Source organism: Spirillospora sp. NPDC048823 (assembly GCF_043198445.1).
GTDB lineage: Bacteria > Actinomycetota > Actinomycetes > Streptosporangiales > Streptosporangiaceae > Spirillospora.
Genome location: NZ_JBICUT010000003.1, coordinates 499,956 through 517,898 on the forward strand (window position 1 = coordinate 499,956; position 17,943 = coordinate 517,898).

Annotated in this window: 19 protein-coding genes; 12 read left to right on the forward strand and 7 right to left on the reverse strand. The window is 72.5% G+C overall.

The window, feature by feature from the left end:
* Positions 1-14: 14 nt before the first annotated feature.
* From ACGFK0_RS09905 to ACGFK0_RS09930, 6 genes are all read left to right on the forward strand, one after another.
* Positions 15-1,310: a helix-turn-helix domain-containing protein gene (locus ACGFK0_RS09905; protein ID WP_392902408.1), complete on the forward strand. Its 1,296-nt coding sequence runs from the start codon at positions 15-17 to the stop codon at positions 1,308-1,310.
* A gap of 99 nt (positions 1,311-1,409) precedes the next feature.
* Positions 1,410-2,000: a copper resistance protein CopC gene (locus ACGFK0_RS09910; RefSeq protein WP_392902410.1), complete on the forward strand. Its 591-nt coding sequence runs from the start codon at positions 1,410-1,412 to the stop codon at positions 1,998-2,000.
* Positions 1,993-4,080, forward strand: a complete 2,088-nt coding sequence (locus ACGFK0_RS09915; protein WP_392902412.1) for a cytochrome c oxidase assembly protein — start codon at positions 1,993-1,995, stop codon at positions 4,078-4,080. Before ACGFK0_RS09910 ends, ACGFK0_RS09915 begins: the two co-directional genes overlap by 8 nt.
* Before the next feature lie 57 nt (positions 4,081-4,137).
* Complete coding sequence (locus tag ACGFK0_RS09920) at positions 4,138-5,370, forward strand: sensor histidine kinase (protein ID WP_392902415.1); 1,233 nt, start codon at positions 4,138-4,140, stop codon at positions 5,368-5,370.
* Positions 5,367-6,023, forward strand: coding sequence for a response regulator (locus ACGFK0_RS09925; protein ID WP_392902417.1), 657 nt, complete (start codon positions 5,367-5,369; stop codon positions 6,021-6,023). The genes ACGFK0_RS09920 and ACGFK0_RS09925 overlap by 4 nt, the downstream gene beginning before the upstream one ends.
* A gap of 80 nt (positions 6,024-6,103) precedes the next feature.
* A complete protein-coding gene (locus tag ACGFK0_RS09930) occupies positions 6,104-7,201 on the forward strand; it encodes a hypothetical protein (protein ID WP_392902419.1) in 1,098 nt (365 codons plus the stop codon).
* Between the two features lie 9 nt (positions 7,202-7,210).
* Here ACGFK0_RS09930 and ACGFK0_RS09935 read toward each other — a convergent pair whose 3' ends face one another.
* Positions 7,211-7,927, reverse strand: coding sequence for a metal-dependent hydrolase (locus ACGFK0_RS09935; RefSeq protein WP_392902421.1), 717 nt, complete (start codon positions 7,925-7,927; stop codon positions 7,211-7,213).
* 100 nt (positions 7,928-8,027) lie between these two features.
* Entirely contained in the window at positions 8,028-8,420 is a 393-nt protein-coding gene (locus tag ACGFK0_RS09940) for a winged helix-turn-helix transcriptional regulator (protein WP_392902423.1), read from the reverse strand.
* An 85-nt stretch (positions 8,421-8,505) separates the two neighbouring features.
* On the opposite strand from ACGFK0_RS09940, the gene ACGFK0_RS09945 reads away from it, so the two are divergent.
* Positions 8,506-9,129, forward strand: a complete 624-nt coding sequence (locus tag ACGFK0_RS09945; protein ID WP_392902425.1) for an NAD(P)-dependent oxidoreductase — start codon at positions 8,506-8,508, stop codon at positions 9,127-9,129.
* Here the strand turns inward: ACGFK0_RS09945 and ACGFK0_RS09950 are convergent.
* From ACGFK0_RS09950 to map, 3 genes are read right to left on the reverse strand one after another with little or no spacing between them, the layout of a single operon-like run.
* Positions 9,126-10,136, reverse strand: a complete 1,011-nt coding sequence (locus ACGFK0_RS09950; protein ID WP_392902427.1) for a DNA polymerase ligase N-terminal domain-containing protein — start codon at positions 10,134-10,136, stop codon at positions 9,126-9,128. The genes ACGFK0_RS09945 and ACGFK0_RS09950 overlap by 4 nt on opposite strands.
* A 19-nt stretch (positions 10,137-10,155) precedes the next feature.
* A complete protein-coding gene (locus tag ACGFK0_RS09955) occupies positions 10,156-10,845 on the reverse strand; it encodes a ComEA family DNA-binding protein (protein WP_392902429.1) in 690 nt (229 codons plus the stop codon).
* 59 nt (positions 10,846-10,904) lie between these two features.
* Positions 10,905-11,756, reverse strand: coding sequence for a type I methionyl aminopeptidase (map, locus tag ACGFK0_RS09960; protein ID WP_392902431.1), 852 nt, complete (start codon positions 11,754-11,756; stop codon positions 10,905-10,907).
* Between the two features lie 71 nt (positions 11,757-11,827).
* On the opposite strand from map, the gene ACGFK0_RS09965 reads away from it, so the two are divergent.
* The gene (locus ACGFK0_RS09965; protein WP_392902433.1) at positions 11,828-12,007 is read left to right on the forward strand and encodes a hypothetical protein; all 180 of its coding nucleotides are present in this window, start codon (positions 11,828-11,830) and stop codon (positions 12,005-12,007) included.
* A gap of 14 nt (positions 12,008-12,021) precedes the next feature.
* Here ACGFK0_RS09965 and ACGFK0_RS09970 read toward each other — a convergent pair whose 3' ends face one another.
* Positions 12,022-12,588, reverse strand: a complete 567-nt coding sequence (locus ACGFK0_RS09970) for a hypothetical protein (protein WP_392902886.1) — start codon at positions 12,586-12,588, stop codon at positions 12,022-12,024.
* A gap of 121 nt (positions 12,589-12,709) precedes the next feature.
* On the opposite strand from ACGFK0_RS09970, the gene npdG reads away from it, so the two are divergent.
* Together npdG and ACGFK0_RS09980 are read left to right on the forward strand one after the other, a co-directional pair.
* The gene (gene npdG, locus ACGFK0_RS09975) at positions 12,710-13,414 is read left to right on the forward strand and encodes an NADPH-dependent F420 reductase (RefSeq protein WP_392902435.1); all 705 of its coding nucleotides are present in this window, start codon (positions 12,710-12,712) and stop codon (positions 13,412-13,414) included.
* 23 nt (positions 13,415-13,437) lie between these two features.
* Positions 13,438-14,529, forward strand: a complete 1,092-nt coding sequence (locus ACGFK0_RS09980; RefSeq protein WP_392902438.1) for a potassium channel family protein — start codon at positions 13,438-13,440, stop codon at positions 14,527-14,529.
* A gap of 84 nt (positions 14,530-14,613) precedes the next feature.
* Here the strand turns inward: ACGFK0_RS09980 and panB are convergent, their stop codons facing one another.
* Positions 14,614-15,465, reverse strand: coding sequence for a 3-methyl-2-oxobutanoate hydroxymethyltransferase (gene panB, locus ACGFK0_RS09985; protein ID WP_392902440.1), 852 nt, complete (start codon positions 15,463-15,465; stop codon positions 14,614-14,616).
* Positions 15,466-15,629: 164 nt separating this feature from the next.
* On the opposite strand from panB, the gene ACGFK0_RS09990 reads away from it, so the two are divergent.
* Both ACGFK0_RS09990 and ACGFK0_RS09995 read left to right on the forward strand, forming a co-directional pair.
* On the forward strand, positions 15,630-17,216 hold the full coding sequence (locus ACGFK0_RS09990; RefSeq protein ID WP_392902442.1) for an MFS transporter: 1,587 nt from the start codon (positions 15,630-15,632) through the stop codon (positions 17,214-17,216).
* Positions 17,213-17,809: a TetR/AcrR family transcriptional regulator gene (locus tag ACGFK0_RS09995; RefSeq protein WP_392902444.1), complete on the forward strand. Its 597-nt coding sequence runs from the start codon at positions 17,213-17,215 to the stop codon at positions 17,807-17,809. The genes ACGFK0_RS09990 and ACGFK0_RS09995 overlap by 4 nt, the downstream gene beginning before the upstream one ends.
* The last annotated feature ends 134 nt before the right edge of the window (positions 17,810-17,943 follow it).

Sequence of the window (17,943 nt, forward strand, 5' to 3'; positions counted from 1 at the left end):
GCGGTGGTCACACGATGGATCGGGAGACACTGGGGCAGCGCATCCGCGCCCTGCGGATCCGGCAGGGCGTGAGCCAGGCGCAGCTCGCCTTCCCCGAGCTGTCCGACAGCTATATCTCGCTGATCGAGAGCGATAAGCGGGTGCCGGCGCCGAGCGTGGTCGAGCTGCTCGCGGCGAAGCTGAACTGCTCGGCGACCTATCTCGTCAGCGGCGTCAGCGAGGACGTCGTGGACGAGCTGCGCGTCACGCTCGACTACGCCGAGATCGCGCTGAGCAACGGCGCGGCGGCCGAGGCGCGGGCCCGGTTCGCCGAAGTGCTGGCCAGCGCCGACGCGGTGGCGCTGCCGGAGATGCTGCACCAGGCGCGGTGGGGGCACGCCCTCGCGCTGGAGGCCGCGGGCGAGCTGGAGGAGGCGATCGCCGGGCTGTCGGAGCTGACCGAGCAGGCGTCCGCCGAGACCGACCTCGACCACTGGGCGAAGGTGCACGTCGCGCTGAGCCGCTGCCTGCGCGAGCGCGGCGACATCAGCGCCGGTGTGCAGGCGGCCGAGAACGCGCTGCGGCATCTGATCGCGACGGGCGCCGACTCCACCGACGCCGCCGTGCATCTCGGTGCGGCGCTGCTCGCCGCGTTCATCGAGCGCGGCGACCTCGTCCGCGCCCGCCAGCTCGCCGCTCAGCTCGTGGAGCGGGCGGAGCGGATCGGCAGCTCCCGCGCCCGGATGGTGGCCTACTGGGAGGCGGCCTACGTCGCCGAGATCCGCGGCGAGTACGAGGACGGCGTCGCTCTCGCCGAGCGGGCGCTGATGCTGGCCGGCGACGGCGAGGACCCGCGCGACCTCAACCGGCTCCGCGTCAGCTACGCGGGGCTGCTGCTGCGCGCCAGGCCCGACCAGGCCGGCCGGTCCCGTGAGCTGCTCACCCGGGTCCGCGACGAGATCAACGCCAGCTCGTCCGGGGAGATCGACGTCGCCTGGTGCCTGACCGAGCTGGCCCGCGCCGAGACCGTCCTCGGCCGTCCCGCCGAGGCGGTGCGGCTCGCGGAGGAGGCTCTCGACCTGCTGGGGGACGCGCCGCGCCGCGCCACCGCCGGTGCGCTGACCGTGCTGGGCGAGGCGTCGGTGCGGCTCGGCCGCCGCGACCGCGCCGTCGAGGTGCTGACCAGGGCCGCCACCTGCCTGGAGGAGATGGAGTCCTCCCGGGGGGCCGCGCAGGCGTGGTTCGACCTCGCCGAGGTGCTGGCCGAGACGGGCACCGAGGAGCCCCGGATGGCCGCCTACCGCCGCGCCCTGACGTGCGTCGGAGTGTAGGCGGACCGTCTCGGGCCCGGTGAACCCGGGGTGTGCCACTCTCACGGCCTCAGTAGGGTGGGGGGAGCTCCTCCGACCCTCTAGAGAACCCGGCCATTCATGAAACTCCGCACGCTTCGCCGGCCCCTGCGCGGTCTCGGACTCGCCGCCGTCCTCGCCGTGCTGTTCGCCGTCGCCGCGGCGCCGCCGGCGCTGGCCCACCCGCGGCTGGCCGGCAGCACGCCCGCCAAGGGCGCGACGGCGGAATCGGTCACCGAGGTGAAGCTGGTCTTCAGCGACGAGATCAGGGTCGCCGAGGTCATCGTCAGGGACGGCGGCGGCAGGACGTTCCAGGCGGGCGCCGCCGAACGCTCGGGGACGACGGTCACGCAGAGGCTGTCGGGCGCGCTGCCCGCCGGGTCCTACACGGTCGCCTACCGGGTCGTCGGCGAGGACGGGCACCCCATCGAGAACGACGACCTGACGTTCACCGCGGCCGGCGGCGCCGGGGCGCTCGGCGACGCCGCCCGCGCCCCGGGCGAGCAGCCGCCCGAGGCGGACGCGCAGCCGGCCGCCGCGAAGGAGGAGCCCGGCTCCGGGGCGGCGCTGTGGGTGCTGATCGTCGCCGGGCTGGTGGTCGGAATCGGCATCGGAATCGGCATCGTGTTCCGGGCCCAGCGCAAGTACCAGGCGGACTCCGGCCGTGAATAGGCGGAGCCTCGGCGTCTGGCGGGCCGCCGTGATCGCGGTGGCCGCGGCCGCCGCCGTCCTGGTGGCCGGACTGGTGCTCGGCGGCTCGGTCGCCGAGAGGGTCATCCCCGGCCTCGGCGACGCCGGCGCCCTCACCCGCTGGGGCCTGCCCGCCTCCCGGACGGCGATGGACCTGCTGTCCGCGCTGACCGTCGGCGCCCTGCTGGCCGCCGCCGCGTTCCTGCCGGTCGAGGGCGGGCGCGGCTCCGGCCGGTCCGCGAAGGACCGCGCCGGCCGGTCCGCGAAGGACGGCGCCGCCCGGCTCTCCAAGGACGCGGTCGGCTACGTGCTCGCCGCGTCCTGGCTCGCCGCCGCCTGGGCCGCCGCCGCGGCGGCCACCCTCGTGTTCACCGTCGCGGACGTCCTCGGCCAGCCGGTGCAGGAGGTCGTCACCGGCAGCGAGCTGAGCAGCTATGTCGGCTCGCTGCCGCAGGGCACCGCCCTCATGCTCGTGGTGCTGCTGGCCGTCGTCGTGGCGCTGCTGGCCCGCACCACCACCACGCCCGCCGCGGCGTTCGGGCTGCTCGCGATGGCCGGGATCGCGCTGCTGCCGGCGCCGCTGACCGGGCACTCGGCCTCCGCCGCCAACCACGCCATCGCGACGACGGGCGTGGCCCTGCACGTGGCGGCCGTCGCCCCGTGGGTCGGCGGCCTCGCCATCGTCGGCGTCCACGCCCTGCTCCGCCGCGACCGGCTCCCGATCATGGCGGACCGGTTCAGCCGCATGGCGCTGTGGTGCTTCGTCACCGTCGGCGCCAGCGGCCTGGTCAACGTGATCGCCCGCCTCCCCGATCCGGTGGAGCTCGTCGAGACCGACTACGGCAGGCTCGCCCTCGGCAAGATCGTCTTGTTCTGTGCACTCGGCTGTTTCGGCTGGTGGCACCGGACCCGCACCCTGCCCGCCCTCGCCGACCGCAGGCCGTGGTCGTTCACCCGGTTCGCGTCCGTCGAGGCGGCCGTGATGGCCGCCGCCATGGGCCTCGCCGTCGCGCTGGCCCGCACCGCGCCGCCCCCGCCGGCGGCCCCGGAGAGCGCGATCAAGTCGCTGCTCGGCTACGAGATGCCGCCCGAGGTCACCCCCGTGCGGCTGGCGACGCTGTGGCAGTTCGACCTCTTCTTCGCCGTCCTGGTCATCGTGTTCGGCGGCCTCTACCTCGCCGCCGTCCTCCGGTTGCGCGCCCGGGGGGACGGCTGGCCGGTGGTCCGCACCGTGTCATGGTTCGTCGGCCTGCTGACCATCGTGGCCGTCACCCAGACCGGCGTCGCCAAGTACGCGCCGATCCTGTTCAGCGTGCACATGGCGCAGCACATGGTGCTGAACATGCTGACGCCGATCTTCCTGGTCGTCGGCGCGCCGGTGACGCTGGCGCTGCGCGCCCTCAAGCCCGCCCGGATCCGCGGCGACCGCGGCCCCCGCGAATGGCTGACGGCGATGATGCACAGCCGGTACCTCACGGTCATCGCGCATCCCGCGGTCGCGACGGTCGTCTTCGTGGCGAGCACGTTCACGCTGTACTTCACACCGCTGTTCGAGGCCGCGATGCGCAACCATCTCGGCCACATCGCGATGATGGTGCACTTCCTCGCCGCCGGGTTCCTGTTCTTCTGGGTGCTGCTCGGCGTCGACCCGGCGCCGAAGAAGCTGCCCTACCCCGGACGCCTCCTCCTCCTGTTCGTCACGATGCCGTTCCACGCGTTCTTCGGGATCGCCCTGATGAACATGAGCCAGGCGCTCGCCCGCGGCTGGTACGCCTCCGTCGACCCGCCGTGGGGCACGACGATCCTGCACGACCAGCAGACCGGCGGCGCGATCGCGTGGGCCTTCGGCGAGATTCCGACGTTCATCGTCCTGATCGTGCTGGCGTTCCAGTGGTTCTTCGACGACCAGCGGCAGGCGCGCCGCATGGACCGCAAGGCCGACCGGGCCGCTCTGCCCGGCGGCCGCCCCGAGGACGACGAACTCGCCGCCTACAACGCCCGCCTGGCCAAACTCGCCGCACGCGACAAGAGCGCCGCCGAGGAGCAGGGCGAACGCGCCTGACCCGTCTCCCTCTCGCGGGGGAGTGGGCGGGCGGCCCGGTCTGCCAGGATCGGGGGTGTGAGACGTGTGCTGCGGCCGTTGGTCGACCGGACGACCTGGCAGCGCTGGTCCCATCTGGTGGTGGGCGGCGCGCTGCTGATGCCGTACTGGTTCCTCGGGGTCACCATCGTCCCGGCCCTGGTCGGGAACGTCGTGGTCATGCTGGTGCTGTCGCTGCTCGTCATGCCGGCGGCGGCGACGTTCGTCACCGGGCTGGTGCCGACGGTGCGGCTGCTGGAGGGGGCCCTCGCCAAGGAGCTTCTCAGGGGCCCGGCAACGGCCGTCGTGCCGGGGCCGGCGCGGTCGTGGGAGAGCCGGCTCCGGGCCGGGGCGTGGTTCAGCCTGCACCTGGCGGTGGGCGTGGTGGTCAGCGGGCTGAGCCTGGCGGTGCCGCCGTTCGCGCTCGTGATGATCGTCGCGCCGGTGGTGAACTGGGATACCCGGTTCCTGGAGTCGCTGGGGCTGCGCGAGACCTGGCACCAGTGGGCCGCGCCGCCGATCGGGCTGGCGTCGATGGCGGTGCTCCTCGCGCTGATCGTGGGTGCGGGCACACTGCTGTCCCGGCTGGCGCCGTGGCTCCTCGGGCCGTCCGCCGCCGAGCGGCTCGCCGACATGGAGGCCAAGGCCGTCAAGCTGGCCGAACGCAACCGGCTGGCCAGGGAGTTGCACGACTCGGTGGGGCACGCCCTGAGCGTGGTGACGCTGCAGGCCGGGGCGGCGGGACGGGTGCTCGACAGCGACCCGGCGTTCGCCCGGGAGGCGCTCGGCGCCATCGAGGAGTCGGCCCGCGCCGCGCTGGAGGACCTCGACCATGTGCTGGGGCTGCTGCGTGAGGACGCCGCGTCCCGTCCCGCGCCGCAGGCCACCCTGAGCGATCTCGGGCGGCTGCTGGAGCAGACGAGGATCGCCGGGGTGAAGATCGACGCGGAGGTCGGCCCCGAGGTGGGGCGGGTCCCGGCCGCGGTGTCGCGCGAGACGTACCGGATCGTCCAGGAGGGGCTGACGAACGCGCTGCGGCACGCCGGGAAGGTTCCGGTGCGGCTGCGGCTCGGGATCGAGGGGGAGAGGCTGGAGATGGAGATGAGCAATCCGCTCGGCGCGCCGCGCGGCGACGGCGCCGACCACGGCGGCGGGCGCGGCCTCGGCGGCGTCCGCGAGCGCGTCACCGTGCTGCGCGGCGAGATGACCGCCGGGCCGGACGGGGATCTCTGGCGTTTCCACGTGTCACTGCCGCTAAGGTCCGGAACATGACGATCAAGGTTCTGCTGGTCGACGACGAGCGGCTGATCCGGGCGGGCCTCGCGGCCATCATCGGCGCCGAGGACGACCTGACCGTGGTCGGTGAGGCGTCCGACGGGTCGGAGGTGCCGGGCGAGGTGAAACGGCTGCGTCCCGACGTGATCCTGATGGACGTGCGGATGCCCCGGCTCGACGGCATCCAGGCGACCCGCCACATCCTGGAGACCGTGCCGGAGCCGCCCCGGATCATCGTCGTCACCACGTTCGAGAACGACGAGTACGTCTACGACGCGCTGAAGGCGGGCGCGAACGGCTTCCTGCTCAAGCGGACGCGGCCGGAGGAGATCCTCCAGGCGATCCGGATGGTCGCGCACGGCGACAGCCTGCTGTTCCCCGCGGCGATCCGGGAACTGGCCGCCCTGCACGGCACGTCCGGCCGCTCGGCGGACGGGGCGCGCTGGCATGAGCAGCTCACCGAGCGGGAGGGGGACGTCCTGCGGCTGATGGCCAAGGGGCGCTCGAACGCCGAGATCGCCCGGGAGCTGTACGTGAGCCCGCAGACGGTGAAGACGCACGTGGGCAACATCCTGGCCAAACTCCAGGCCCGCGATCGCACCCAGGCGGTGATCCTCGCGTACGAGACGGCCTTCATCACACCGGGCTGATGAACCGGTCCTTACGCGTCGTTTACCTGCGAGTAGCTACAACGGAGTCAGAAGCGAACAAGTCCGACGATCGGGGGATCATGGACGCCGCGACCCTGTCCGAACTGCGCAAGCCGAGGACCTACCCGGCCGTGTCGGTGCTGATGCCGACGCACCGGTCCCTCCCGGAGAACCGGCAGGACCCGATCCGGCTGCGCAACCTGCTGGCGGAGGTGCGGCGGCGGCTGCACGACGACACCCGGGTGGCGTCCGACGCCGCCGACAACGTCGTCCGCGGACTGGAGCGCGCCGCGAACGAGGTCGACCTGCGGCACGCCTCCGACGGGCTGGTGCTGTTCGCCGCGCCCGACGGGGAGCACCACGCGTTCACGATCGGCCAGCCCGTTGACGAGCGGGTGGTCGTCGACACCGGCTTCGCCACCCGCGACCTCGTCGCCGACTTCACCCGCACCCCCCGCTACTGGCTGCTGTCACTGTCGGACCAGCGGACGCGGCTGTGGAACGGCCACGACGGCGACCTGACCGAGCACGTCGGCGGCGGTTTTCCCGCCGTGCCGGAGCCGATCGACGAGGCGGGCTCCGGGAAGCAGTCGCGGCGCGCCGCGCAGGGCGGCGACGCGGCACGGCACCGGCAGGCCGTCCGGGACGTGGCGCACGCCGTCGACCGGATCCTCGCGCACGACCGCCGTCCCCTGATCGTCGCCGGCGTCACCCGGCACCAGGCGCTGTTCGACGAGGTGGCGGGCCCTCACACGGTCGTCGCGGGACGCGTCGACGGCAGCTACGAGGGTGCCGCGCCCAGCACGCTCGCCGAGGCGGCCCGTCCGGCGCTCGCCGCCTACGAGGACCTCCGCGAGGTGGGCGTGCTGTCCGAACTGGAGGCCGCGCGCAGCATCCAGCGGTACGCGGGCGGTCTCTGCGAGGTCACGCGGCTGGTCGAGGAGGGCCGCGGCGAGCATCTGGTCGTCGAGCGCGGCTACTACGCGCCCGCTGTGAAGTCCCGCGGCGAACTCGTCCCGGTGGACGGCATGCCCGGCGTCCTGAAGGGCGCGGACGTGGTCGACGACGCCGTGGACGACGTCATCGAGTCGACGCTGGAGTACGGCGGCGAGGTCACGTTCGTCTCGGACGGCTTCCTGGTCGACCACGGCCGCATCGCCCTGGTGACCCGCTACTGAGCCTCCGGGTCAGCCGCGGGTGAGCCACTGGGCGGTGACGTCGCCGAGGACCGAGCGGACGGCGAGGACGGCGATGCCGAGGGTGAGGACGGGCATCACCACGAAGCGCTCCACCTTGCCGTCCGTCCTCGGGACGACGGGGACGTCGAGGCGCCACCGCAGCGGCCAGAACACCGGGCATCCCCGCGGTGTCAGGCAGTCGCCGGCGACGTGCGCCAGGCAGCCGAGCGTGACCGCGTACCCCGCGAAGCTCATGTCGATCTTGTGCATCAGCCAGACGGCGATGAGGGCGAGCGCGCAGTCGGCCAGCGCGGACTGGGGCTCCTTGCCCTCGAAGTCCAGGCCGACGCCGCGCAGCCCCAGGCCGACGATCATGAACAGGCAGGCCCACCAGGCGTAGACGTAGTGGGTGGCGAGGATGTCCATCGTCCAGCCGATGCCCACGGCGAACAGGATCGAGTGGGTCGCCTGCCGGTGCCCGCCCGAGATCTTCCCGATCCATTTGCACATGTGGCCGGTGATGGGCCCGAACGTGTTGGCGATGCGGCCGTTGTGGTGGTCGATGTCGGGCAGGAGTGCCGCTCCCGCGCACACCACGGCGCCCGCGGCGACCTGCTCCACCGACAGCGACACCGCGTAGTCGCCGAGCAGCCGCTCCTGCGCGAGCACCGGCACGGCCGCCAGCCACACCAGCGCGCCGCTGAGGGCGTGCGTCTTGCCCATCATCTGCCGTTCCCCCGCCTTCCAGCGCGTCCACCGCCCGGTTTCAGAGCGGGACTCTAGCCCGCTACTGATCGTTTTCAGCGGCGACGCGCCGAACCGGGCGTTACGTCCGTTTGGATGCGGGAAACCCCGCCCCGGTTCCGCTCAGGGCGGCGTGGCGGTCGCGGGCCGCGACGACGGCTTCGACGTTCTCCTCGGCCCATCGCGTGATGGCCTCGATGGGGGTTCGCAGGGAGCGGCCCAAGGGCGTCAGCGCGTATTCGACCCGGGGCGGGACCTCGGCGAAGACCGTCCGGGTGAGGAGGCCGTCGCGTTCCATCGCGCGGAGCGTCTGGGTGAGGACCTTGGGGGTGACGCCGCCGATCATGTCGCGGATCTGCGTGAAGCGGCGCGGCCCGTCGCACAGGCCGAGCACCACCAGCACGGACCATTTGTCGCCGATGCGGTCCAGGACGAGCCGGGTCGGGCAGTCGGGGTCGAACGCGTCGCCTCTCATGGTTTCCAGAGGGTACCAATGGAACGTTGAAGTAACCAGTATCCAATGGATACCGTCCTGTACCGACAGCGTTCTAGGAGGTCACATGAGGATTCTGCTGATCGGCGCGACCGGGATGATCGGGAGGCGGGTCGCGGACGAGGCGCGCCGGCGCGGCCACGAGGTCACCGGCGTCACCCGGAGCGGGAACGAGGGCACGGCCAGGGCCGAGGCGCGCGACACCGAGGCGATCGCCGCGCTTGCCAAGGGCCACGACGCCGCCGTGCTGTCGGTCCCGCCGCCCCGCGACGGTTCGGAGACGACCGGCCCGCTGCTCGCCACCACGCGAGGCGTCCTCGACGGGCTGCGGCGGGCGGACGTCCGCAGGCTGATCGTGGTGGGCGGCGCGGGAAGCCTGGAGATCGCGCCCGGCGTCCGGCTCGTGGACACGCCCGGCTTCCCCGCCGAGTACGAAAGCGAGGCGCTCGCGGCGGCGGAACAGCTCGGCGTCATCCGGGCGGAGGCCGGCGACCTCGACTGGACCTACATCTCGCCCGCGGCGGTGATCGAGCCGGGGGAGCGCACCGGTGAGTTCCGCCTGGGCGGAGACCGGTTCCTCAGCGACGCCGACGGCAACAGCGCCATCAGCGCCGAGGACTACGCCATCGCGCTGGTCGACGAGCTCGAGAAGAACAACGCCGTCCGCCAAAGGATCACGGTCGCCTACTAGGACGGAACCGAACGCCAGGCGCCGGACTCCTCGCCCGGCTCGTACGGGGAGTCCAGGCGCTTGGCGACCACGCCGGGCAGGCCCTGCTCGCCCGCCGCGGCGCGGACGGCGTCGCCGTCGCCGGGAAACCACGGCGCGGTCTGCCACAGCGGACCCGACAGGCCGAGGCCGTCCAGCGTCTCCCGGCGCTCCCGGTACGGGACGTCCAGCAGCGGCCGCCCGTCCAGATGCAGCACGTCGAAGATCATGTAGGTTTCGCGGCCGTCGAGGACGGCCAGCTCACCGTCCAGCAGCGCGGGCCGGGCGCCGAGCGCGGCGCCGAGGCGGGACCCGAGACCGCCCGGGCCGTCGACGGGGCGGCCCCGGCCGTCGGTGAACCGGGTCCGGCCGCCCTCGACGTAGGCGGCCGTCCGCCTGCCGCCCCACGCGAACTCGAAACCCCACGCGTCCTGGTCGCGCGGCAGCCGGGCCCTCTCCACCGGACGCATGGGACGCAGCGACTCCGGCAGCGGCTCGGCGTCCGGGTCGGCGGGCGGGTTCATCCGGTGGATCATCCAGTTCCTGCCGCGCGTCCGGAACAGCACGTACCGGCCGGAGACCCGCGAGCCGTGGATGACGACCTTCACCTCGCGCTCGGACCACTTCTCCGTCTCGTACGTCCCGCGATCCCAGAGGATCACCTTGCCGCCGCCGTACTCCTCCTTCGGGATGTCGCCCTCGAACGTGGCGTACTCCAGCGGGTGGTCCTCGGTGTGCACGGCGAGATGGTTGGTCTCCGGGCTCCACGGCAGGCCCTTCGGGACGGCCCACGAGACCAGCACCCCGTCGCGTTCGAACCGCAGGTCCCAGTGCAGGCTGCTCGCGTGATGCTCCTGGACGACGAACGTGTCGTCGTCACCGTGCGGCAGCGCCCTCTCCTCGGGAACGGGCTCCGGTGTCCGTTCCCGGTCGCGCTTGCCGCGGTACTCCGCCAGCCGGTCGCCGTTCTTCCGCTTCTCAGGGGTCACGCCCGTTCCGTACCCGAGATCAACGGATGAAGACGGCGTAGTCGGCGACCTCGCCGGTGAGGGCCGCCGGCAGGCCCGCCACCGCGGACAGCTCCTCCGCGGACATGAACCCGCCCGTCTCGGCCCGCACCCGCTCGATCTTCGCGGCGAGGTCCGGGGTGATGCCGGGCAGCAGCGTCAGCGCCTCCGCCGGGGCGTGGTTGACGTCGACCAGCCCGCCGTCGTTGTACTGGCGCGGCAGGTCGGGACGCCCGATCCGCAGCTCCTTGGCGAGACCCGGATCGTCCGCCGCCAGCTCGCGCGCCTTGTCCCGCAGCAGCCGCCGCCGCTTGACCCGCTCCACGACGGCCTCGTTGTCGACCGCGGACAGCCCGTGCGGGTCGAACACGCGGCGGCGGATGATGAACGCGTGCGCGCAGCCCACCACCGCGAGGACGAACAGCAGCACGCCGACCGTCCGTTCGGTGCCGTCGTCCTCGCCCATGCCGGGCAGCAGGTACAGCATCACCGCGAACACGCCGAGGTAGGCGGCCGTGGACAGCAGCAGATGCACGCTGCGCCGCCACAGCGCGGCCGCGGCGAACGTGAACGGGGTGGCGTAGCCGAGGGTCAGGAACGGCAGCGCCGCCCACGTCACGCTCAGCGCCGCGCGCCCCGGCGGCATGCTGTCGGACGGAACCCGCGGCTCGTACGGCGCTGGGGCGTTCATCTCTAGAGAGTCTCCCGGCCGGATAAGGGGGCGAATCGGACTCTAGATCAAGAGGTGCGTCACGGCAGGGTGAGGATTTCGTGGCCGTCCTCGGTCACCAGCAGGGTGTGCTCGAACTGGGCGGTGCGCCTGCGGTCCTTGGTGACGACCGTCCAGCCGTCCTTCCACATGTCGTAGTCGTGGGTACCGAGCGTCAGCATCGGCTCGACCGTGAACGTCATCCCCGGCTCGATGATCGTCGTGGCGCTCGGGTCGTCGTAGTGCGGGACGACCAGCCCGGAGTGGAACGTCGTGCCGATCCCGTGGCCGGTGAAGTCGCGCACGACCCCGTACCCGAACCGCTTGGCGTAGGACTCGATGACCCGCCCGACCACGTTCAGCGCCCGTCCCGGCTTGACCGCGCGGATGCCCCGCATGGCCGCCTCGCGGGTGCGCTCCACCAGCAGCCGCGACTCCTCGTCCACGTCGCCGCACAGGAACGTCGCGTCGGTGTCGCCGTGGACGCCGTCGATGAACGCGGTGATGTCGACGTTGATGATGTCGCCGTCGCGCAGGACGGTGTCGTCCGGGATGCCGTGGCAGATCACCTCGTTGATCGAGGTGCACAGCGACTTGGGGAACCCGCGGTAGCCGAGCGTGGACGGGTACGCGCCGTGGTCGAGCATGAACTCGTGCCCGATGACGTCCAGCTCGTCGGTCGTGACGCCCGGCCGGACGTGCCTGCCGACCTCCTGCAGCGCCTGTGCGGCGATCTTCCCCGCCACCCGCATCCGCTCGATGATCTCGGGCGTCTTGACGTCGGGCTCACCGGTCTTCGGGCGCTTCTTCCCCACGTACTCCGGGCGCGGAATGGTCGCCGGGACCTTGCGCATGGGGGAAACGTGTCCGGGCCGGAGTAGCTGGGTCGTCATAGTGATGGAGTGTAGTCAGCGGGATCGCGGCAACGAATCCCGTGCCGAGCGCACATTCGAGAGGAGCGCCGATGGCCGGCGACGACGGTGACTGGTGGTTCTGCCTGAAGCACATGAAGGTCGAGCACGGACCCGGCTGCCCCGGCAAGGACCGGATGGGCCCGTACGAGACCGAGAGCGACGCGGCGGGTGCCCTCGCCCTGGCGCGCGAGCGCAACGAGACGTGGCGCAGGCAGAACGGAGAAGAGTAACCCGGCCGGCCGGGTCAGTCGACGGTCGGGCCCGACACCGTGTCGAGCAGCCTGGCGAGGCGGCGCCGGAGCCCGCGGGGACTCCTCGCGGGCTCCTCGCCCGCCGCCGCGCTGACCAGGTGCTGCGCGCCGTCGAACGACAGGAGCGCCTCCCGCGGCGGGACGGTCAGCGCCTCATGGGCGAGGCCGCGAAGCTCGCGGTCGCCGCCCTCCAGGGCGAGGACGGTCGCGCCCGTGCGGCGCGCGTCGTCCACCCGCTCCAGCAGCGGGACGGGCGCGTCCTCCTCGGCGACGACGAACAGCGTCTCGCCGCGCCGTGCCGCTTCGAGCCGCTCCAGGCCGATCTTCAGATGCGCGGGCGCGTCCGCCGGCGGTTTCCAGCGCACCAGCGTGGGGGCCAGGCCGGGGACGTCGGCGAGGCGGCTCTCGTCGTCCAGGTGGGCCGCGAGATGCCATGGGTCGCCGCCGGGGGTCCCGACCAGCAGCAGCCCGCCCGGCGTCCGGGACGTGACGCGCAGCGCGCGGCCGAACTCCCGGGTCCGCTCCAGCCAGCCCGTGGCCGACAGCACCTCGCGCAACATGGTGATCTGCTCGGCGTCCACGGGACCATGGTGCCGCAACCGGACGCCTTGAGCAGGACGGTTCCGCGATGTGGGAGCCCGGGGCGAGGCGCCCGGAAGGCCGCCTGGCAGACTCGGCCGCATGACGGAGCAGCAGCAGAAGACGCCCTACGACCTCCCCGACGCGAGCGGCCTGTCGATCGGCATCCTCGGCGGCACCGGGGACCAGGGCAAGGGCCTCGCGCGCCGGTTCGCGCTCGCCGGCCACCGGGTGACGATCGGGTCGCGCAAGGCCGAGCGCGCCCAGCAGGCCGCCGACGACCTCGCCGGTGAGCGCGCGGACCTTCCCGTGTCCGGCGCCGAGAACCCGGTCGTCGCCCAGGGGTCCGACGTCGTGATCGTCGCGGTGCCGTGGGAGGGCCACAAGGCCACGCTGGAGTCCCTGCGCGACGAGCTGGCCGGCAAGATCGTCGTTGACTGCGTGAACCCGCTCGGCTTCGAAAAGGGCAAGGGCGCGTTCGCGCTGCCCGTCGAGGAGGGCAGCGCCGCCGAGCAGGCCACCGCCGTCCTGACCGGCAGCCGTGTCGTCGCCGCGTTCCACCACGTCTCCGCGAAGCTGCTGCTCGACCCCGGGGTGGACGAGATGGAACTGGACGTGCTCGTCCTCGGCAACGACCGGGAGGCGACCGACCTCGTCCAGTCCCTGGCCGGCCGGATCCCCGGCATGCGCGGCGTCTACGGCGGCAGGCTGCACAACGCCGGCCAGATCGAGGCGTTCACCGCCAACCTCATCTCGATGAACCGCCGCTACAAGGCACACGCGGGGCTGCGCATCACCGACGTCTGATCGTCCGACCCGGTACGGTGCCGATGGTGAACGATCCGGAGGCGGCGAAAGGGCCGCTCGTCCTGCTGCCCTCGGCCCGGACGGGGCCGCTGCGCGCCGTCGCCAAGCGGGTCGGGGTCGCTCTGCTGCTGCTCTTCGCGACGGTCGCCGCCGTGTACGCCGACCGCGACGGGTACCGCGACGGCGCGAACGGAACGCTGTCGCTGCTGGACGCCTTCTATTACGCCACGGTGACCATCTCGACCACGGGCTACGGCGACATCACGCCGGTCAGCGAATCCGCCCGGCTGGTCAACATTCTCTTCATCACGCCCGCGCGGGTGCTGTTCCTCATCGTCCTCGTGGGCACGACCCTTGAGGTGCTGGCGGAACGCACCCGCCAAGACTGGCGCAAGGCCCGCTGGAGGACACGCGTGCGCGACCACATCGTGGTGGCCGGCTACGGCACGAAGGGCCGCAGTGCCATCAAGACCCTGCTCAGCACCGGCGTGAGCCGCGAGTCGATCGTCGTCGTGGACCCGGACCCGCGCGTGGTGGCCGAGGCGGCGGAGGCCGGGTTCGTCGGCATCGTCGGGGACGCCACCCGCAGCTCGGTGCTCAGGCAGGCGGCGGTCGCGCGGGCCCGGGAGATCGTCGTCGCCAGCGCCCGCGACGACACGGCCGTGCTGGTCACCCTGACGGCGCGGCAGCTCAACCCGCACGCCGGCATCCAGGCGTCGGTGCGCGAGTCCGAGAACGTCCCGCTGCTGCGGCAGTCCGGCGCCGACCACGTGGTGACGTCCTCGGAGGCGGCCGGGCGGCTGCTCGGAGTGTCCACCAGCCAGCCGAACGTCGGCCAGGTCATCGAGGATCTGCTCGACCAGGGCAGCGGCATGGACCTGACGGAGCGCGAGGTGCGCCCGGACGAGGCCGGCGGGCCGGCCGGGGTGGTGGGCGAGCCGGTGCTCGCGGTGGTGCGGGACGGCCGGCTGCTGCCGTTCGACCACCCCGCATGCGCGGACCTCCACACCGGCGACCGGCTGATCGTGGTGCGCTCCCAGCGGGAGCGGCGGGCGTCGCCCGAATCCGGCGAGGCCGAGGCCCGCGACAACGGCCGCCACGAGAACGGCGCCTGACCGTTCCCGCGGGGGAGTGGTCCGCCGGCCGGACCGGCCACGCCGCCGCCACGGCGGCGGCGGGACCGGGATGCGGCCGGGAATCTAGTGGTAGGTGTGCTCGGGTGCCGGGTAAACGCCGCTCACGACCTCTTCGGCGTAGCTGCGCGCGGCATCGCTGAGCAGGCCGTTCATGTCGGCGAACTTCTTGACGAACTTCGCGGTGTGCGGGGTGAGCCCGGCCATGTCCTGCCAGACGAGGACCTGCGCGTCGGTCTGGTTGCCGCCGCCGATGCCGATCGTCGGGATGGACAGGGACGCGGTGACGCGGGCCGCGAGGTCCTCGGGGACGCATTCGAGCACGACGGAGAACGCGCCGGCCGCTTCGAGGGCCTTCGCGTCCGCCATCAGCTCGTCGCCGTCCTGGCCGCGGCCCTGCACCCGGTAGCCGCCGAAGACGTTCACCGACTGCGGGGTCAGGCCGAGGTGGCCCATCACCGGGATGCCCGCGGAGACCATCGCCTCGGCCTGCGGGATGACCCGGCGGCCGCCTTCCAGCTTGACCGCGTGCGCGCCGGTCTCCTTGAGGAACCGGGTGGCGGCCGACAGCGCCTCGGGGACGCCCGTCTGGTACGAGCCGAACGGCAGGTCGGCGACGACCATGGCGCGCTTGGAGCCGCGGACGACGGCCGCGGTGAGCGGGATCAGGTCGTCCACGGTGACGGGGATGGTCGAGTCGTAGCCGTACACGACCATCGCGGCGGAGTCGCCGACGAGCAGCACGGGGATGCCGGCCTCGTCGAAGATCCGCGCGGTGAGCGCGTCGTAGGCGGTGAGCATCGGCCACTTCTCGTGCCGCTCCTTGGCGGCCGCGATGTCGCGTACGGTGACCCTCCGCCCGCTCGTACCGCCGTACAGTGCGGTCGGCTGCGCTGGGGGTGCGACAGAAGAAGACATGCGAGAACCTCCGGTCTTGAGGCGCCACGGTGGCGTACCCAGACGGAACCGATCGTGCCACTTCGAGAACGATTCTGGTAGCCCCCGCCATTCCCGGATCGTGACGTCCGCCACACACCACCCGGCCGGGAATGGAATCCGAAACGGTACCGTTGCGTATCCATATGGACTCCCCCGCGATCCAGCGGCGCCGCTGGTACATCCTCGGCGTGCTGACCATGAGCCTGCTGGTGGTGGTGCTCGACAACACCATCCTCAACGTCGCGCTGAAGACCATCGCCGACCCGGTCAAGGGCCTCGGCGCGACGCAGAGCGAGCTCGAGTGGTCCATCAACTCCTACACGCTGGTCTTCGCGGGCCTCCTGTTCACCTTCGGCGTGATCGGCGACCGGCTCGGGCGCAAGCGGGTCCTGATCGGCGGGATGGCGGTGTTCGCGCTCGCCTCGCTGGTGTCGGCGTACGCGCAGACCCCGGACCAGCTCATCTATGCCCGCGCGCTGATGGGCCTCGGCGGGGCCGCGATCATGCCGCAGACGCTGTCGATCATCACCAACGTCTTCGAACCGCACGAGCGCGCCCGCGCCATCGGCATCTGGGCCGGCGCGGTCGGCCTCGCCATCGCCATCGGCCCGCTCACCGGCGGCCTGCTGCTCGCCCACTTCTGGTGGGGCTCGGTCTTCCTGGTCAACGTGCCGGTCATCGCGGTGGGCATCGCGCTGATGGTGTTCCTGGTGCCCGACTCTCGCAACCCGAAGCCCGGACGGCTCGACCCGCTCGGCGTGCTGCTGTCGGTCGTCGGCCTGGTCGTCCTGTCGTACGGCATCATCCGCGGCGGCGAAACGGGGAACTGGCTGGAGCCGCCCGTGGTCGGCCCGATCCTCGCGGGCTTCGCCGTCCTCGCGCTGTTCGTCCTGCACGAGGCCCGCAGCGACTCCCCGGCCTTCGACGTCCGGCTGTTCAGGGACCCGCGGCTGTCGGCCGCCGTCGCGTCCATCGCGCTGTGCTTCTTCGCGGCGTCCGGCGTGTTCTTCTTCGCCAACTTCTACATGCAGTCGGTGCGCGGCATGGTCCCGCTGGCGGCGGGCGCGATGCTGCTGCCGTTCGCCGCGGCCCAGCTCATCTTCTCCGCGCGCAGCGCCGTCATGGTCCGCCGCTTCGGCGCCAAGGCCGTCTGCACGACCGGGATGGTGCTGGTCGCCGCCGCGCTGGCGAGCTACCACTTCATCGGCACCGACACCCCGATGTGGATCCTCGGCGTGATCTTCTTCGTGCAGGGCGCCGGGATGGCCAACGTGATGCCGCCCGCGACCGAGTCGGTCATGTCCGCGCTGCCCCGCGAGAAGGCGGGCGCCGGGTCGGCCATCAACAACGTCGCCCGGCAGGTCGCGGTCGCGATGGGCGTCGCCGTGCTCGGCTCCGTCGTCGCGTCCGTCTACCGCCGCGACCTGCACGGCGACCTCGCCGCGCTGCCCGAGGGCGTGCGGGAGGCCGCCGGTGAGTCCATCGAGGGCGCGCACGGCGTCGCCGCCCAGATGGGCGCCTCCGGGCAGGGCCTCATCGAACCCGCCAACGCCGCGTTCGTGCACGCCATGCACACCGCGTCGGCGGCCGCAGCCGTCGTCGCCTTCGTCGGCGCCGTCGTCGTCTTCAGGTGGATGCCGGGACGTGCCGCGACCGGCCCCGCGCCCGCGCCCGCCGCGCCCGCCGCGGAGCCGGACGCGCCGCGGCGGCAGGAGAAGGCCGGCGTGTGAGAGCCGTGACCAAGAGCACCCGGGCGCCGGGACGGCCCCGCAGCGAACGGGCCGAGAAGGCCATCATCGAGGCGACCCTCGACCTGCTTGCCAGGGAGTCGGGCGTGGCGGGCGTGTCCATCGAGGCGGTCGCCGCCCGCGCCGGCGTCGGCAAGACCACCATCTACCGGCGCTGGCCCAGCAAGGAGGCGCTGATCGTGGAGGCGCTGGGCTCGGCGAAGGCCCCGCTGCCCGAGCCGTCCGGCGCGTCCGTCCGGGAGGACCTCACCGAGATCGCCCGCGCGCTCGCCGCCGAGCGGGGACGCCGGCACTCCCGATGCTTCTGGAACGTCGTCGGCAGCGCGGAGAAACACCCCGAACTGTACGCCCGCTACAAGGAGAACATCATCGAGCCGCGCCGCGCGATCGTCCGCGACGTGCTGCGCCGCGGGGTCGCCGGAGGGGAACTGCGCGCCGACCTCGACGTGGAGGTCGCGATGTCGATGCTCGTCGGCTCCCTGACGCCGAGGAGGGTCCGGGAGCCGGTCCCGGAGGGGTACGCCGACGCCGTCGTCGACACCCTCCTGAAGGGGATCGGAGCCGTCCGGGACTGATATGCGGCAAATGCCGAATGGTTTTCGGCGTGGTAAGCGTGATCTTCTCCCATGGAAACGGTGTCATGCCCCATACTGTCGCTGGGTAGTGCTAAGACGACCGGCTGTCTGGAGCGCGTCAGGTGAGATCAGTG

Excerpts from the sequence above, each read along its gene's own strand:
- ACGFK0_RS09905 (WP_392902408.1), top strand. The coding sequence starts at position 15 with ATGGATCGGGAGACACTGGGGCAGCGCATCCGCGCCCTGCGGATCCGG.
- ACGFK0_RS09910 (WP_392902410.1), top strand. The coding sequence starts at position 1,410 with ATGAAACTCCGCACGCTTCGCCGGCCCCTGCGCGGTCTCGGACTCGCC.
- ACGFK0_RS09925 (WP_392902417.1), top strand. The coding sequence starts at position 5,367 with ATGACGATCAAGGTTCTGCTGGTCGACGACGAGCGGCTGATCCGGGCG.
- ACGFK0_RS09930 (WP_392902419.1), top strand. The coding sequence starts at position 6,104 with ATGGACGCCGCGACCCTGTCCGAACTGCGCAAGCCGAGGACCTACCCG.
- ACGFK0_RS09935 (WP_392902421.1), bottom strand. The coding sequence starts at position 7,927 with ATGATGGGCAAGACGCACGCCCTCAGCGGCGCGCTGGTGTGGCTGGCG.
- ACGFK0_RS09940 (WP_392902423.1), bottom strand. The coding sequence starts at position 8,420 with ATGAGAGGCGACGCGTTCGACCCCGACTGCCCGACCCGGCTCGTCCTG.
- ACGFK0_RS09945 (WP_392902425.1), top strand. The coding sequence starts at position 8,506 with ATGAGGATTCTGCTGATCGGCGCGACCGGGATGATCGGGAGGCGGGTC.
- ACGFK0_RS09955 (WP_392902429.1), bottom strand. The coding sequence starts at position 10,845 with ATGAACGCCCCAGCGCCGTACGAGCCGCGGGTTCCGTCCGACAGCATG.
- map (WP_392902431.1), bottom strand. The coding sequence starts at position 11,756 with ATGACGACCCAGCTACTCCGGCCCGGACACGTTTCCCCCATGCGCAAG.
- ACGFK0_RS09965 (WP_392902433.1), top strand. The coding sequence starts at position 11,828 with ATGGCCGGCGACGACGGTGACTGGTGGTTCTGCCTGAAGCACATGAAG.
- ACGFK0_RS09970 (WP_392902886.1), bottom strand. The coding sequence starts at position 12,588 with ATGTTGCGCGAGGTGCTGTCGGCCACGGGCTGGCTGGAGCGGACCCGG.
- npdG (WP_392902435.1), top strand. The coding sequence starts at position 12,710 with ATGACGGAGCAGCAGCAGAAGACGCCCTACGACCTCCCCGACGCGAGC.
- ACGFK0_RS09980 (WP_392902438.1), top strand. The coding sequence starts at position 13,438 with ATGGTGAACGATCCGGAGGCGGCGAAAGGGCCGCTCGTCCTGCTGCCC.
- panB (WP_392902440.1), bottom strand. The coding sequence starts at position 15,465 with ATGTCTTCTTCTGTCGCACCCCCAGCGCAGCCGACCGCACTGTACGGC.
- ACGFK0_RS09990 (WP_392902442.1), top strand. The coding sequence starts at position 15,630 with ATGGACTCCCCCGCGATCCAGCGGCGCCGCTGGTACATCCTCGGCGTG.